Source organism: Pseudomonas sp. NPDC096950 (genome assembly GCF_044762525.1).
In the GTDB taxonomy this organism is placed as follows: domain Bacteria; phylum Pseudomonadota; class Gammaproteobacteria; order Pseudomonadales; family Pseudomonadaceae; genus Aquipseudomonas.
This window is the reverse complement of record NZ_JBIWEL010000014.1, coordinates 56,901-72,112: the sequence shown is the minus strand read 5'-3', so window position 1 is coordinate 72,112 and position 15,212 is coordinate 56,901. Positions and strand designations below refer to the sequence as shown.

Annotated in this window: 16 protein-coding genes and 1 pseudogene; 12 read left to right on the top strand and 5 right to left on the bottom strand. The window is 58.3% G+C overall.

Annotation, left to right across the window (positions count from 1 at the left end):
• Window positions 1–2: 2 nt before the first annotated feature.
• Window positions 3–998, bottom strand: coding sequence for an ArsR/SmtB family transcription factor (locus ACIQY3_RS20850; RefSeq protein ID WP_403022896.1), 996 nt, complete (start codon window positions 996–998; stop codon window positions 3–5).
• Between the two features lie 273 nt (window positions 999–1,271).
• Here ACIQY3_RS20850 and tkt point away from each other — a divergent pair, with 273 nt between their 5' ends.
• The 9 genes and pseudogenes from tkt to ACIQY3_RS20805 all read left to right on the top strand — a co-directional run.
• Window positions 1,272–3,269, top strand: a complete 1,998-nt coding sequence (gene tkt / locus ACIQY3_RS20845; protein WP_403022893.1) for a transketolase — start codon at window positions 1,272–1,274, stop codon at window positions 3,267–3,269.
• Between the two features lie 150 nt (window positions 3,270–3,419).
• Entirely contained in the window at window positions 3,420–4,484 is a 1,065-nt protein-coding gene (epd, locus tag ACIQY3_RS20840; protein WP_403022890.1) for an erythrose-4-phosphate dehydrogenase, read from the top strand.
• 17 nt (window positions 4,485–4,501) lie between these two features.
• Window positions 4,502–5,665 (top strand): phosphoglycerate kinase, encoded by a 1,164-nt coding sequence (locus ACIQY3_RS20835; RefSeq protein WP_403022888.1) that lies wholly within the window; start codon window positions 4,502–4,504, stop codon window positions 5,663–5,665.
• Between the two features lie 34 nt (window positions 5,666–5,699).
• Window positions 5,700–5,924 (top strand): hypothetical protein, encoded by a 225-nt coding sequence (locus ACIQY3_RS20830; protein WP_403022885.1) that lies wholly within the window; start codon window positions 5,700–5,702, stop codon window positions 5,922–5,924.
• A gap of 56 nt (window positions 5,925–5,980) precedes the next feature.
• Complete coding sequence (locus ACIQY3_RS20825) at window positions 5,981–6,313, top strand: MliC family protein (protein WP_403022882.1); 333 nt, start codon at window positions 5,981–5,983, stop codon at window positions 6,311–6,313.
• 269 nt (window positions 6,314–6,582) lie between these two features.
• Entirely contained in the window at window positions 6,583–7,647 is a 1,065-nt protein-coding gene (gene fba, locus ACIQY3_RS20820; protein ID WP_054044249.1) for a class II fructose-bisphosphate aldolase, read from the top strand.
• 162 nt (window positions 7,648–7,809) lie between these two features.
• Window positions 7,810–8,061 (top strand): helix-turn-helix transcriptional regulator, encoded by a 252-nt coding sequence (locus ACIQY3_RS20815; RefSeq protein ID WP_401325987.1) that lies wholly within the window; start codon window positions 7,810–7,812, stop codon window positions 8,059–8,061.
• The gene (locus tag ACIQY3_RS20810; RefSeq protein WP_403022877.1) at window positions 8,054–9,319 is read left to right on the top strand and encodes a type II toxin-antitoxin system HipA family toxin; all 1,266 of its coding nucleotides are present in this window, start codon (window positions 8,054–8,056) and stop codon (window positions 9,317–9,319) included. Before ACIQY3_RS20815 ends, ACIQY3_RS20810 begins: the two co-directional genes overlap by 8 nt.
• A gap of 62 nt (window positions 9,320–9,381) precedes the next feature.
• A pseudogene (locus ACIQY3_RS20805) lies at window positions 9,382–9,540 on the top strand (fructose-1,6-bisphosphate aldolase); the annotation flags it as partial.
• A 95-nt stretch (window positions 9,541–9,635) separates the two neighbouring features.
• Here the strand turns inward: ACIQY3_RS20805 and ACIQY3_RS20800 are convergent.
• From ACIQY3_RS20800 to ACIQY3_RS20790, 3 genes are all read right to left on the bottom strand, one after another.
• Window positions 9,636–9,959, bottom strand: a complete 324-nt coding sequence (locus ACIQY3_RS20800) for a hypothetical protein (RefSeq protein ID WP_403022874.1) — start codon at window positions 9,957–9,959, stop codon at window positions 9,636–9,638.
• 311 nt (window positions 9,960–10,270) lie between these two features.
• Entirely contained in the window at window positions 10,271–10,564 is a 294-nt protein-coding gene (locus tag ACIQY3_RS20795) for a hypothetical protein (RefSeq protein ID WP_403022869.1), read from the bottom strand.
• A gap of 134 nt (window positions 10,565–10,698) precedes the next feature.
• On the bottom strand, window positions 10,699–11,367 hold the full coding sequence (locus tag ACIQY3_RS20790) for a polysaccharide lyase family 7 protein (RefSeq protein ID WP_403022865.1): 669 nt from the start codon (window positions 11,365–11,367) through the stop codon (window positions 10,699–10,701).
• A 322-nt stretch (window positions 11,368–11,689) separates the two neighbouring features.
• Between ACIQY3_RS20790 and ACIQY3_RS20785 the strand changes: the two genes are divergently transcribed.
• From ACIQY3_RS20785 to ACIQY3_RS20775, 3 genes are read left to right on the top strand one after another with little or no spacing between them, the layout of a single operon-like run.
• Window positions 11,690–13,813, top strand: coding sequence for a putative bifunctional diguanylate cyclase/phosphodiesterase (locus ACIQY3_RS20785; RefSeq protein ID WP_403022861.1), 2,124 nt, complete (start codon window positions 11,690–11,692; stop codon window positions 13,811–13,813).
• 44 nt (window positions 13,814–13,857) lie between these two features.
• Entirely contained in the window at window positions 13,858–14,349 is a 492-nt protein-coding gene (locus tag ACIQY3_RS20780; protein ID WP_054044717.1) for a M48 family metallopeptidase, read from the top strand.
• An 11-nt stretch (window positions 14,350–14,360) separates the two neighbouring features.
• Window positions 14,361–14,657 carry a helix-turn-helix domain-containing protein gene (locus tag ACIQY3_RS20775; protein ID WP_201189954.1) on the top strand — a complete coding sequence of 99 codons (297 nt, stop codon included), beginning with the start codon at window positions 14,361–14,363 and terminating at the stop codon, window positions 14,655–14,657.
• A 98-nt stretch (window positions 14,658–14,755) separates the two neighbouring features.
• Here ACIQY3_RS20775 and ACIQY3_RS20770 read toward each other — a convergent pair whose 3' ends face one another.
• Window positions 14,756–15,208, bottom strand: coding sequence for a GNAT family N-acetyltransferase (locus ACIQY3_RS20770; protein ID WP_403022856.1), 453 nt, complete (start codon window positions 15,206–15,208; stop codon window positions 14,756–14,758).
• Window positions 15,209–15,212 lie beyond the last annotated feature (4 nt).

The window sequence follows — 15,212 nt, the reverse complement described above, 5'->3', positions numbered from 1 at the left end:
ATTTACCGATGGTGAGTGTCGCCAGTCGGCCGCTGAAAATGGCGGACCTGGATCTGGAAACCATTGCGTAAGCCTACATAGAGGCTTTCCCCGGGAACGAGTCCCGCAGCGGTGGCCCAACGGGCCAAATCGTCCTGTTCAAACCCCAACCACAGATCACCGCAGGCCTCCCTGGCCCAAATCTGGTTGTGGCTACATAACTCTGTCACGAGCAGGCTACCGCCCGGTTGCAGCAAACCGGCCATGTGCTTGAGCGCTTCGGCCGGCGCGGCAAAATGGTGCAGCACCATGTTCAGTACAACGCAATCGGCGGTAAGGCTCACACCATTCAGTGCATCGGCCAATTGCAGGCTGACGTTAGCCAGCCTTTCACGTTCGCAGACCTGGCGCGCCAGTTCGAGCATCGCCGGGCTGTTGTCCAGTGCCGTGACCTGGGTGAAGCGGCGCGCCAGTTCCGGCAGGAAACCGCCGTCGCCGGGGCCGACTTCAATCGCCGTGGCGCCTTCGCTGAAACTCAACTTGTCGAGCAGCGCCACGACGCTTTCGCGGTATTGCGGCAGGCCGGCGATCAAATCTTGCTGGGCGCGAAACTTCTCCGCCACCCGTGAGAAAAAGTCCTGGCTGGCCGCCGCCCGTTGTCCGTGGACCTGACCGATCCGCGACTGCACATCCGTCGGCAGGGTCAGGTTATCCACTTCTTCGAGCAAGGCAGCGTGCAGCTTGCCGCCCAGCAGGTCGGTGTGGGGCAGGGCGCGACGGTAGAAAATCGCATTGCCTTCACGGCGGGTCGCCACCAGGTCGGCCTGGGCCAGGACCTTGAGGTGATGACTCATGCCTGACTGACCGATGCCGAAGATCTGCGCCAGTTCCAGCACGCCAAACGAATCGTTGGTCAGCGCGCGCAATACATTCAGCCGCAGAGGATCGCCGCCGGCCTTGCACAGGGCCGCCAGCTCATCGCAATCGTCATGTTGAATGGAAGGCACACGTAAATTCATAAGGCCAGCAGTCTAGTGATGGTCAGAAAACCCCGCAAGGGCAATATCAAAAAGTTTTGATATTGCTCGATAGATGGCACTTCTCGACGTTAGGTTTAGTCAACAAACGAACTGCGGAAAGGTTTCACCCGTCGAATACGCTGTTATGCATTGGAAAAACGCCTCCAGATGATTATCTGTCATTGCCCCGAGGCGGGTGCGTGAGGGAAAATGCTCGCCTTTTTTCCGATTCGTTTTATTCACTCTCGATACAGAACCCGTAGGAGAACAGCGATGCCAAGCCGTCGTGAGCGTGCCAACGCCATTCGTGCCCTCAGCATGGATGCCGTGCAAAAAGCCAACAGCGGCCATCCCGGTGCCCCCATGGGTATGGCGGATATCGCCGAAGTACTGTGGCGTGACTACATGAAGCACAACCCGAGCAATCCATCGTTCGCCGACCGTGACCGCTTCGTGCTGTCCAACGGCCATGGCTCGATGCTGATCTACTCGCTGCTGCACCTGACTGGCTACGACCTGTCGATCGAAGACCTGAAAAACTTCCGCCAGCTGCACAGCCGCACCCCGGGTCACCCGGAATTCGGCTACACCCCGGGCGTTGAAACCACCACCGGTCCACTGGGCCAAGGCTTGGCTAATGCCGTGGGTTTCGCCCTGGCGGAAAAAGTCCTGGCGGCGCAGTTCAACCGTCCTGGCCACAACATCGTCGACCACCACACCTACGTGTTCCTGGGTGATGGCTGCATGATGGAAGGCATTTCCCACGAAGTCGGCTCCCTGGCCGGTACTTTGGGCCTGGGCAAACTGATCGCCTTCTACGATGACAACGGCATCTCCATCGATGGCGAAGTCGAAGGCTGGTTCACCGACGACACGCCGAAGCGTTTCGAAGCCTACAACTGGCAGGTGATCCGCAACGTCGACGGTCACGACCCGGAAGAAATCAAGACTGCGATCGAGACCGCACGCAAAAGCGAGCTGCCGACGCTGATCTGCTGCAAGACCACCATCGGTTTTGGTTCGCCGAACAAGCAAGGCAAGGAAGACTGCCACGGTGCCCCATTGGGTGACGCGGAAATCGCTCTGACTCGCAAAGCGTTGAACTGGAATCACGGCCCGTTCGAAATCCCGGCCGACATCTATGCCGAGTGGGATGCCAAGGAAAAAGGTCGCGCCGCCGAAGCCGAGTGGGATCAGCGTTTCGCTGCTTACTCCGCGGCCTTCCCGACCGAAGCCAACGAACTGGTGCGTCGCCTGAGCGGTGAATTGCCAGCCGACTTCGCGGAAAAAGCGTCTGCTTATATTGCTGACGTCGCGGCCAAGGGCGAAACCATCGCCAGCCGTAAAGCCAGCCAGAACGCACTGAATGCCTACGGCCCGCTGTTGCCTGAACTGCTGGGCGGCTCCGCTGACCTGGCCGGTTCCAACCTGACCCTGTGGAAAGGTTGCAAAGGTGTCTCGGCTGAAGACGCCAGCGGCAACTACATGTACTACGGCGTTCGCGAGTTCGGCATGAGCGCGATCATGAACGGCGTGTCCTTGCACGGCGGCCTGGTGCCTTACGGCGCGACCTTCCTGATGTTCATGGAATACGCGCGTAACGCGGTGCGCATGGCTTCGCTGATGAAGAAACGCGTGGTGTTCGTCTACACCCACGACTCCATCGGTCTGGGCGAAGACGGCCCGACGCACCAGCCGGTCGAGCAACTGACCAGCCTGCGCAGCACGCCGAACCTCAACACCTGGCGTCCAGCCGATGCGGTTGAATCGGCGGTGTGCTGGAAACTGGCGATCGAGCGCAAGGACGGCCCTTCGGCGCTGATCTTCTCCCGTCAGAACCTGCAACATCAGGAACGTGATGCCGGCCAGATCGCCGACATCGCCCGTGGCGGTTATGTGTTGAAGGATTGCGCAGGCGAGCCTGAGCTGATCCTGATCTCCACCGGTTCGGAAGTTGGCCTGGCGGTTCAGGCTTACGACAAGCTCACCGAGCAAGGTCGCAAGGTTCGCGTCGTTTCGATGCCGTGCACCAGCGTGTTCGACGCGCAAGATGCAGGCTACAAGCAAGACGTCCTGCCACTGCAAGTCGGCGCGCGTATCGCGATCGAAGCTGCTCACGCGGACTACTGGTACAAATACGTGGGCCTGGAAGGCCGCGTGATCGGCATGACCACCTACGGCGAGTCGGCGCCTGCGCCAGCCTTGTTCGAAGAGTTCGGCTTCACCCTGGAAAATATCCTGGGTCAGGCTGAAGAGCTGCTGGAAGACTGATCCGGAAGTTGCGTCGTCTGGACTGCCGCCTTCGCGAGCAAGCCCGCTCCCACATTGGAATACATTTCCCTGTGGGAGCGGGCTTGCTCGCGAAAGCGGTGGCCCGGGCCATGCTGCTGTAACTGAAATGCTACGGTAATCGAGAACCCCATGCCTCAACCGCGTCCCTACAAAGTTGCACTCAACGGCTACGGCCGGATTGGTCGTTGCGTCTTGCGTGCGTTGTTTGAGCGAGGCGAGAAGGCCGGGTTTGAAATTGTCGCGATCAACGATCTGGCAGACATGGCCAGCATCGAATACCTGACACGCTTCGACTCCACTCACGGGCGTTTTCCCGGCGAAGTGCGAGTAGAGGACGATTGTCTGCATATTAATGGCGACTGCGTGAAGGTCCTGCGCAGTGCCACCCCCGAAGGCATCGATTGGGCGTCCCTGGGCGTCGATCTGGTGCTGGAGTGCTCCGGCGCTTACCACACCCGTGAAGATGGCCAGCGCTTCCTCGATGCCGGCGCCCCGCGGGTGCTGTTTTCCCAGCCGATGGCCAGCGAGGCGGATGTCGACGCCACCATCGTCTACGGCGTGAACCAGGATTGCCTGACCGGCGACGAGCTGCTGGTGTCCAACGCGTCCTGCACCACCAACTGCGGCGTGCCGCTGTTGCGCCTGCTGGACCAGGCCATTGGTCTGGAATACGTGTCAATCACCACCATCCACTCGGCGATGAATGATCAACCGGTGATCGACGCCTATCACCACGAAGACCTGCGCCGCACCCGTTCGGCGTTCCAGTCGGTGATCCCGGTGTCCACTGGTCTGGCGCGCGGCATCGAACGCCTGCTGCCGGAACTTGCCGGGCGAATTCAGGCCAAAGCCGTACGTGTACCGACGGTGAACGTGTCGTGCCTCGACATTACGATGCAAACCGTAAGCGACACCGACGCCACCGAGGTCAACCGGATACTGCGCGAGGCTGCCACCAGCGGTCCGCTCAAAGGCCTGCTGGCCTACACTGAATTGCCTCACGCCAGTTGTGATTTCAACCACGACCCACATTCGGCCATCGTCGATGCCAGTCAGACCCGCGTTTCCGGCCCACGGCTGGTGAACATCCTGGCCTGGTTCGACAACGAATGGGGGTTTGCCAACCGAATGCTGGACGTTGCAGAGCACTACCTGCAAATAGCCGCTCCACTTTCTGTCTCTAAAAAACAGTAACTCAGGAATTGCGACCCATGACCGTGTTGAAGATGACCGACCTCGATCTGCAAGGTAAGCGCGTACTGATCCGCGAAGACCTCAACGTCCCAGTCAAGGACGGTGTGGTCACCAGCGATGCGCGTATCCTGGCCTCGCTGCCGACCATCAAGCTGGCCCTGGAAAAAGGTGCGGCCGTGATGGTCTGCTCGCACCTTGGCCGTCCGACCGAAGGCGAGTTCTCGGCCGAGAACAGCCTCAAGCCAGTCGCTGACTACCTGAGCAAGGCCCTGGGCCGCGAAGTGCCGCTGGTGGCCGATTACCTGGACGGCGTTGACGTGAAGGCCGGCGACATCGTGCTGTTCGAAAACGTACGCTTCAACAAAGGCGAGAAAAAGAACGCTGACGAACTGGCCCAGCAATACGCCGCCCTGTGCGACGTATTCGTGATGGACGCCTTCGGCACCGCTCACCGTGCCGAGGGTTCGACCCACGGCGTGGCCAAGTTCGCCAAAGTCGCTGCCGCTGGCCCGCTGCTGGCCGCCGAACTGGACGCACTGGGCAAAGCCCTCGGCGCTCCGGCCCAACCAATGGCAGCGATCGTTGCCGGCTCTAAAGTGTCGACCAAACTCGACGTGCTCAACAGCTTGAGCCAGATCTGCAACCAGTTGATCGTTGGCGGCGGCATTGCCAACACCTTCCTGGCCGCAGCCGGTCACCCGGTCGGCAAATCGCTGTACGAGCCGGACCTGCTGGACACCGCCCGCGCCATCGCCGCCAAAGTCAGCGTGCCGCTGCCAGTGGACGTGGTGGTTGCCAAGGAATTTGCTGAAAGCGCCGCCGCTACCGTCAAACTGATCGCCGACGTGGCCGACGATGACATGATCCTGGACATCGGCCCGCAGACCGCGGCGAATTTCGCCGAGCTGCTGAAGTCGTCCAAGACCATCCTGTGGAACGGCCCGGTGGGCGTGTTCGAATTCGACCAGTTTGGTAACGGCACCAAAGTGCTGGCCGAGGCCATCGCGGAAAGCTCGGCGTTCTCGATTGCTGGCGGTGGCGACACCCTGGCGGCCATCGATAAATATGGCGTTGCTGACCAGATCTCCTACATTTCCACCGGCGGTGGCGCGTTCCTCGAATTCGTCGAAGGCAAGGTGCTGCCGGCCGTTGAGGTCCTGGAAAGCCGGGCCAAGGCCTGAGGCGACTCATTTGACCAGGCAAAGGAGTGTTCAGATGGTCAAGACGATAGCGCTGTTGATCGTCGCGGTTTCGCTGGCAGCTTGCGGGAGTAACCCGAAAGCCAAGCCGGATCCCGCGCCGTCTGCGCCGGTTGATAAAGGCTGCTACCAGGCCGACTGGCAGGCCGAAACCAACCCGGTGCTCAACAAGCGCTCCGGGCCGGATGGCCTGGACAAATACGAGACACAGACCCCGGCCAAGGAACATGGCTGCCCTTGACGGGTCTGACTCTTTACTCAAGGCCCGCGGCGTGTGCCGTCGGTCGAGGAACACGGATGAAAGGTTTTATCGCCGTCATGGCGTTGGCACTGCTGGCAGGTTGCTCGAATTTCAACCTGTTCAACACGTCAGCGCCGGCGGATAACTGGACCACATGGACCTGCGATAGCCAGGCCAAAGTGATCTGGCGCTACACCGACGACAGTCGCAAGGAAGTCGACGTGCGCCTCGGCGGGGCCGATCAGGTCTATCGCCTGAAGCTTGAGCCGGGCGCCGAAGGTTCGCTGTACAGCAACGACATGCTGGCGTTTCACGTAAAAGGTGAGGAAGGCCTGGTGTACTGGGTCGCCACCAATGATTTGATTGGCCGCGGTTGTAAAGCGCAGTAATTGACACGCCACAGACCTAATGTGGGAGCAGATCCAAATGTGGGAGCGGGCTTGCTCGCGAAAGCGGTGGGTCAGCTTGCATTGATGTTGAATGTGAGACCGCATTCGCGAGCAAGCCCGCTCCCACAGTGGATCTGTGTAGGTTCTCAGGATTTTGTAACACCGAATGAGCGGACCGGACTAACCCCCGATCTGCAATAACTTGAATAGCCGCCGCCGCTACGGCAGGCTGGCACGATTAACGACCCAAACCGGGAGAGACACACACAATGGCACTTATCAGCATGCGCCAGATGTTGGACCACGCAGCCGAATTCGGCTACGGCGTTCCAGCCTTCAACGTCAACAACCTTGAGCAGATGCGCGCCATCATGGAAGCCGCTGACAAGACTGACTCCCCGGTGATCGTCCAGGCTTCGGCCGGTGCTCGCAAATACGCAGGCGCCCCGTTCCTGCGTCACCTGATCCTCGCGGCAATCGAAGAATTCCCGCACATCCCGGTGTGCATGCACCAGGACCACGGCACCAGCCCTGACGTCTGCCAGCGCTCCATCCAACTGGGCTTCAGCTCGGTGATGATGGACGGTTCCCTGGGCGAAGACGGCAAGACCCCGACCGACTACGACTACAACATCCGCGTTACCCAACAAACCGTGGCCATGGCTCACGCCTGCGGCGTTTCGGTAGAAGGCGAGCTGGGCTGCCTGGGTTCGCTGGAAACCGGCATGGCCGGTGAAGAAGACGGCATCGGCGCCGAAGGCGTTCTGGATCACAGCCAAATGCTGACCGACCCGGAAGAAGCCGCTGACTTCGTCAAACGCACCCAAGTTGATGCCCTGGCCATCGCCATCGGCACCAGCCACGGCGCTTACAAGTTCACCAAGCCACCTACCGGCGACGTGCTTGCAATCGACCGCATCAAAGAAATCCACAAACGCATCCCGAACACCCACCTGGTGATGCACGGTTCGTCTTCGGTGCCACAAGACTGGCTGGCGATCATCAACCAGTACGGCGGCGACATCAAAGAAACCTACGGCGTACCGGTTGAAGAAATCGTCGAAGGCATCAAGCACGGCGTGCGCAAGGTCAACATCGACACCGACCTGCGCCTGGCATCCACCGGTGCTATGCGTCGCCTGATGGCCACCAACCCAAGCGAGTTCGACCCGCGTAAGTTCTTCGGCGCGACCGTGACCGCCATGCGTGACGTGTGTATCGCTCGCTACGAAGCGTTCGGCACTGCCGGCAACGCTTCGAAGATCAAACCGATCTCGTTGGAAGCGATGTATCAGCGTTACCTGAAAGGTGAGTTGAACGCGAAGGTTAACTAAGCCTGGGCGTTAAACAGCGTTGATGAAAAACCCGCCGAGAGGCGGTTTTTTTTGTGGGCGTCATTCGCCTCATCAGACCGGGCGACGTAAGGCGCTTGAAATGTCACCTATAGTGAACATAATGAATATCAGAGCTTGAAAAGTACTATATAGGTGACATTAATGCTGCTGCACAATCCATCGGTGTTCGCTGAGCGTGTCCGCGAATTGCGGCGTGCCAAAGGCTATAGTCAGCTGCAACTGGCACACAGAGCGAAATGCAGCCGCAAAACCGTCATTGACCTGGAGGCCGGTGAGAACGTATCGCTGTACACAGTATTCAGGGTTCTTTCCGCGCTGGGCATGGCGCTTGAAATTGTCGATAACCGCATCGACCTCAAGTCCCTCGCCGAACTGGTAGAACACGATGAGTAGAGTGAAACAACTCAACGTCATCACGCCACAAGGCTTTTCCGGCGAGCTGTCCAAAGGTTCGCAGTTTTCGTTTGCGTATGACGCCGCGGATGCGCCGAAGGAAGTCTCACTGGTCATGCCCTATGACCCGACACCTTCGGTCAGCAACGTCCTGCACCCGATATTCGATATGAACGTGCCGGAGGGTTTTCTGGCCGATCAGATCAAGCGTCGAATGGCCAAGCACATGCAGGTGGATGAGATGCGCCTGTTGTCGGTGATTGGTGGTAATCAGATTGGACGCCTTACATATCAGAATCCGGTCGAGGCTTCCGTTTCCGTCCGTGCTCAAGTCGGCTTGCAAGAAATCCTGTCGGCCGATACCTCGCAAGGTGTCTTCGATTTCCTGGTGGATACTTACTTTGAGTCAGGTATCTCGGGCGTGCAGCCCAAGGTGCTGGTGCCCGACCTGGACAAGCTGACCGGCAGCCGAAAAACCATGCTCAGTTCCGATCTGATTGTGAAGTCAGGGGCCGACGAGTACCCACACCTGGCCCAGAACGAGTTTCTATGCCTGGAAGCGGCTCGTCTCGCCGGGCTGGAAACTCCGGCCTTCTGGCTTTCCGAAAGCGGTGATTTGTTTGTAATGGAGCGGTTTGACCTAGCGGAGTCCGGTCGACTCGGATTTGAAGACATGGCCGTTCTGCTGGGGCTCAATAAAGATCCCCATGACAACTATAAGTACTCACAGAGTTACGAGACGTTGGCGGCGGTGATTGGCCAGGTTTGTGTACATGCCGACCCATTGCGAGAGCTTGAACGATTTTTTTCATCGGTCTGTTTGTCGGTCATGGTTCGCAACGGTGATGCTCACCTGAAGAATTTCGGCGTGATTTACACGCACCCGGATGCACGCGAAACGGTGCAATTGGCGCCTGTCTTCGATGTCACGACCACGACGGTGTATGACAACTACAACCCGAAATCTGGTCGCTCATTGGTTGACCGAACTTTGGCTATAAAGATGAATAAGGTTAAAACTTACCCCGATCGGCAGCAGTTGGTCGAATTTGGGCGCAAGCACTGCGCGGTGGATAAGCCGGCGCTGATTATAGAGCGAATTGCCGAAGCAATGACTGAGGTGCTGGCTTTCAATCAGGGGCGTGTTGATGGTGGGTTATTTTCGGGAATGCAGGCGGAGTGGGATGCCGGAAGAGTGGTGGCGTTGCATGACTCCGTTACATCTGGCCTTAAGCGAAAGCCAGTTGTGAAAAAATAGGTGTTTATGGGTAAACGTTGATTACGGCGAGATGGCTGCCGACCATCGACCAGTTCGACGGCAAGAGCTTTGGAGCGACCGTGACCGCGATGCGTGACGTGTGTATCGCTCTTTACGAAGCGTTCGGTACTGCCGGCAATGCTTCGAAGATCAAGCCGATCTCGTTGGAAGCGATGCGTCAGCGTTACCCGAAAGGTGAGTTGAACGCTAAGATTAACTAAGCCTTTGCGTTAAACAGCGTTGATAAAAAACCCGCCGAGAGGCGGATTTTTTGTGGATGCCCATCTTGATTACCACAATTCATCTGCCTTCCTTCCTAGGTCTGTTTGCCCAGTCCTCCGATTTGCTCAGTCACAAATCCACCTACAGGGCCCAAGTATGTTCGTTGGCCGGATAATACTTTGTAATCACTGGTGGATAGTTGCCACTGTTCCTTAGTACCTCCATTCACTGGGAAGGCGTCAAGCATGACGGTCGCACCAGCTGTCGAAATATAATAATGACCGGTAATGTTCCAAGAGTTGCCATAATTTAGAAGTGTTCCACTGATATCGCCTGTCGTGTCATTTGAATTGGCAATGATTAGATAAATTTGATTTGACGCGTATGCGCCATACCAAGTGCCATTGAATGATCCCATTTCCTTTCTCCTTATGACGCCTAGGTAAGTAGTAGTTGCTTTAGTGATCGGCTCGTTACGGAGAAGAGGATAGGTGTTAGGTTCGGTCCGCGCACCTGTAGGAAATAACAGTTCTTAATAGTTTTTTGCAATTAAAAATGCGTTGATAGGATTTTTTTGGATGTAGGCGTTTGGCCTGTGCGAAGTGGTGTTCTCAATGACATTGAGGCAGGTGTGATACTTCAAATTAATATAGTTGATCGCCGCTTCTTACAGGTTGCCGAAAGAAATAAAAACTCACATTTATGCGGGTTTTTATTGTTGAGAATTTATTAAGGCATATTAGGTGTATCAAACCCACGCAGTTCAATCACTCGAAACACGTCCCCTACATCACGGAGCAGGATCAAGGCGATGTTGGTGACGGTGTTGATGTCGTTCTCGGCATAGTCCGGCAGGCTGGTGCAGGCCATGAGGTTGAGGTACTTGAGGACGGCGCATAACCCTTGTGGCGAGGCGGCTTGCCCCCGTTCGGTGGCGCAGCCGCCGCAAAACCGGGCGCTGCGGTGGGGCTGTAGGAATGCGATGGCAGGGTTTTGGGCAGCTTCGCCGCCCGACGGGAGCAAGGGGTGAGTTCCTACGTGGTTTTCGGAGCGGAAGATCAAAAGATCGCAGCCTTCGGCAGCTCCTACAGGTGTGCACATTCTCCTGTAGGAGCTGCCGAAGGCTGCGATCTTTTAGGGCAGTGAATACGCTTTCTCTATTTATCGTGATCAATATCCAGCTTGCTGAACGTCACTTTCCCGCCTTCGCTGGTGTACCCGGTGTGATCCTGCACATACACGCCCGCCTTGAAATACAGCGGCTTGTCGCGCCACGTGGCGCTGATGTTCGAGTCCCACTGATACCCCGCGGCGCTGATACCCAACTGGCCGCCGGGGCTCAGGTGAAGGAGGTAGGAAAACTCCTGATCCAGCTTCACGCCGGTGGCGATGGTGATCACCCGGCCTTCGCCGTCATCCGGGTGCATGCGGATCTTGGCGACGATGTTGCCCGTCTGCGTGCCGGTCTTGAATTGGTACTCAAGCTTGATCAGGGGCTTCTGGCTTTCATAGGCGTGGATCTGGCCGATGACGATCTTCCCGGAGCTCGGCACCTGGTTGACCGCCAGGGTGGCGCGCAGTGAATTGTCGGCGTCCGGGTAGAGCCAGTTGCGCAGGGTGCCGTTGCTGTAGGTTTCGCGAAGTTCGGTGCGGGGGTATTTGGCGTTTGCGGTTTTTGAGCCGGTGACCGGTGACCAGAAGAACAGGGTGCCGGTGTCGGAGTGGAAGTATTGGTCCTTGAAACCGTTCACCAGTTTGGCTGTTTCGACGGTGTACGGCGGATTGCCGACAGGAACACTGAGGTTCCATGTTGCGAGATCGATCATAGACAAAGCTTCCACGAATTCATGCTGCACGCCCGTGCCAGAAGCTCTAGCACGGGCCTTGGAGGGTTGCCTTTATAAGCGTAGAGGGCTTCTTTGTTAATGCCCGTCTGGCAGATGATTGACGTCAACATCCTGTCAAAAAGCCATCTTTCCCGGTTTCAGGGGGCTGTGGCGGCGACCGTTAGTCGGCTTATGGACGCTTTGGTTAAATGATGGCGTCATGACACCTACTGCTTTTCCGGATCCGGGTCTAGAGTGAAGGCGTAGAATTTGTCCGGTTTTCACGAGAAACCGGCCTGTCGCCCCGAACAAGAGAAGCAGCATGGAATGCGCGCAACCCACGCCAGGTGAAGGCAACTCTGTCCTTTTGATCGTTGATGATTACCCGGAAAACCTGATCAGCATGCGCGCCTTGTTACAGCGCCAGGACTGGCAGGTCATGACCGCCGCCTCGGGCTTCGAGGCCCTCAGTTTGCTCCTTGAACACGAAATCGACCTGGTGCTGCTGGATGTGCAGATGCCCGGCATGGACGGCTTTGAAGTCGCGCGGCTGATGCGCGGCAGTCAGCGCACTCGCCTGACCCCGATTATTTTCCTCACCGCCAACGAGCAGTCCCAGGACGCCGTGATCAAGGGCTACGCCAGCGGCGCGGTGGATTACCTGTTCAAACCCTTCGACCCGCAGATTCTCAAGCCCAAGGTCCAGGCGTTGCTGGAGCATCAACGCAATCGCCGGGCCTTGCAGCGCCTGAGCCACGATCTGGAGGTCGCTCGCGCCTTTAACGCCTCGGTGCTGGACAACGCCGCCGAAGGCATCCTGGTGGTCGGTGAGGACGGTCTGATTCGTTTTGCCAACCCGGCGATGTCGCGGCTGCTCAACGCCACGGTCAAGGATTTGCAGGGCAAGGAATTTCTGGATTTCCTGCAGAAGCCGCACATTCCGGTGTGGGCCGATTCCGACCTGTATAACGGCTACAAACGCGGCGAGACCCTGCGGCTGCACGATGCGCTGTTGCGTACCGCGCCGGGCCAACAGGTGCCGGTGGCGTTGTCCTGCGCGCCTTTGCCCTCCGAGCAACACGCGATGGTGGTGACGGTGCTGGACATGTCGGTGGTGCGCCACCTGCATCAGCAACTGGAGTTCCAAGCGGTGACCGATCCGCTGACCGGGCTGCTCAACCGGCGCGGTTTTCACCAGACTGTGGAAAACCTGCTGCTGCGCGGCGAACGCTCCGACAGCGCCTGGGTGCTGCTGTACCTCGATCTGGACGGCTTCAAGCGGGTCAATGATTCCCTGGGTCACGATGCCGGCGACCGGGTGCTGCGCTGGGTGTCCGAGCAATTGAAGGCTTGTCTGCGGCCCTTCGACATTCTGGCGCGCATGGGCGGTGATGAGTTCACCGCGCTGCTGGATCTGGAATTCCCCGAGCAAGCGGCGAAGATTGCCGAGAAACTCATCGAACGGGTGTCGATCTGTCAACAGATCGAAGGCCTGGACATTGCCCTCGGCGCCAGTATCGGCATCGCCACTTACCCGGATTGCGGTTCCAACCTCGACGGGTTGCTGCGGGCGTCCGACATCGCGATGTACGAAGCCAAGCGCGCCGGTCGTCAGCAATATCGCTTCTACGATCACGAAATGAACGGCCGGGCACGCTCACGGCTGATGCTCGAAGAGAGCGTGCGCACCGCCATTGAGAACCGTGATTTCAGTCTGGTTTATCAACCGCAAGTCGCGATCGATGGCGGGCAGATTCGCGGCTTCGAGGCGCTGCTGCGCTGGCAGCACCCGAGTGTCGGCGATGTACCGCCGGGGCTGTTTTTGCCGTTGCTGGAAGAGGCGCGGTTGATCAGTCGCCTGGGCAGCTGGATTTACCACCGCAGCGCCAAGCAACGCAAAGCCTGGGAAGTCTTGTTTGCCGAGGATCTGGTGCTGGGGGTGAGTTTGAGCAGCACCCAGTTCGGCATGCCGAATCTGGTGACCGAATTGCGCCAGGTGCTGGAACGCCATGAGTTGCAGCCGCGCCAGATAGAAGTCGAGGTCACCGAAGAAGCGTTGATGATCAACCCCGATGAAACCCGCAAGCAGCTGCGTTTGCTGCGTAATCTGGGGGTGAGGGTGGCGCTGGATGACTTCGGCTCCGGGGCGTGTTCGCTGGCGCATCTGCGGGATCTGGAACTGGACACCCTCAAGCTCGACCGGCATCTGATTGCCCGGCTGCCCGAGTCGTCACGGGACGCGGCGCTGGTGCGTTCGGTGATCGATCTGTGCAAGCAATACGGTTTGCTGGTGATTGCCGAAGGGGTGGAAACGCTGGCGCAATATGAGTGGCTACAGGCCAATGGCTGCGAGTATGTGCAAGGGTTCCTGGTGGCACGGCCACTGATGGCCGAGGATGCCGGCGGCTTCGTGCAACCCTTCGACTGGAGCGCGCTGCCCGGTTGAATTCGCTACACTGGCGACCTTTTCATGCTGCATGTTGCCGCCCAATGACCGCGTTGAAATACCTCCAGGCCTATCCCGCTGCGTTGCAGGACCAGGTGCGCCAGCTGATTGCCGACGGTCGGCTGGGCGACTACCTGAGCCAGCGTTACCCGCAAAAGCACGACGTGCAAAGCGACAAGGCGTTGTACACCTACGCCCTGGACCTGAAGCAGGAATACCTGCGTAACGCCCCGGCGATCGACAAGGTGTTGTTCGACAACCGCCTGGACCTGACCCACCGCGCCCTCGGCCTGCACACCACGATTTCCCGGGTGCAGGGCGGCAAGCTCAAGGCCAAGAAAGAAATCCGCGTCGCTTCGCTGTTCAAGGAAGCGCCGTCGGAGTTTCTGAAAATGATCGTGGTGCATGAGCTGGCGCATTTCAAAGAGTCGGATCACAACAAGGCGTTCTACAAACTGTGCGAACACATGTTGCCGGGGTACCACCAGGTGGAGTTTGATCTGCGGGTGTATCTGACTTGGCGGGATATGCAATAAAGGAGCGTTTGATGGACGTCAGCAAGACCAAAAGCAGCTTCTACCGCCGGTTGTACGTGGCGTACCTGATCGACAGCGGGCTGGCCAGCAGCGTCCCGACCCTGACCGAAGTCACCGGCATGCCCCGGCGTACGGCCCAGGACACCATCGCGGCGTTGGCGGACCTGGATATCGTGTGTGAATTCGAGCAGGAAGACGGCGCGCGTAACCATGCCGGGCGTTATCGGATTCGGGATTGGGGGGCGATTGACCGGGGGTGGATCGAGCGCAATTTGCGGCAGATTAAAGCGGTGCTTGAGTATCCCTGAGGTTTTGTAGCGATTGAACTGACGCTTTCGCGAGCAAGCGCGCTCCCACATTTGGAATGCGTACTCCTGTGGGAGCGGGCTTGCCCGCGAAGAGGCTCTTAAGACCGACGCATCCCGATATGCGGAATGCCATCCTCGACATACTCCTCACCCGCCACCACAAACCCATATCGCCCGTAATACCCCTGCAAATGCGCCTGGGCCGACAGATAAATCGGCGTGTCAGGCCAGCGTTTCTCAGCCTGCTCCAACGCCTGTTCCATCATTGCATGCCCCAGCCCTTGGCCACGACCTTCAGGCGCGGTCACTACCCGCCCGATTACCACATCGCCGCCCTGCAATTCCGGGTCGAGCAAGCGCAGGTACGCGACCAGACGCTCGCCGTCCCAGCCCATCACATGGCAGGTGTCACCTTCCAGATCCTGGCCATCGACATCCTGGTAGACACATTGCTGCTCGACGACAAACACCTCGGCGCGCAGTTTCAAAATGGCATACAGCTGCTCTTTACCCAGATCGCTGTGATGTTTGCAGACCCACTCGATTGTCATCTTC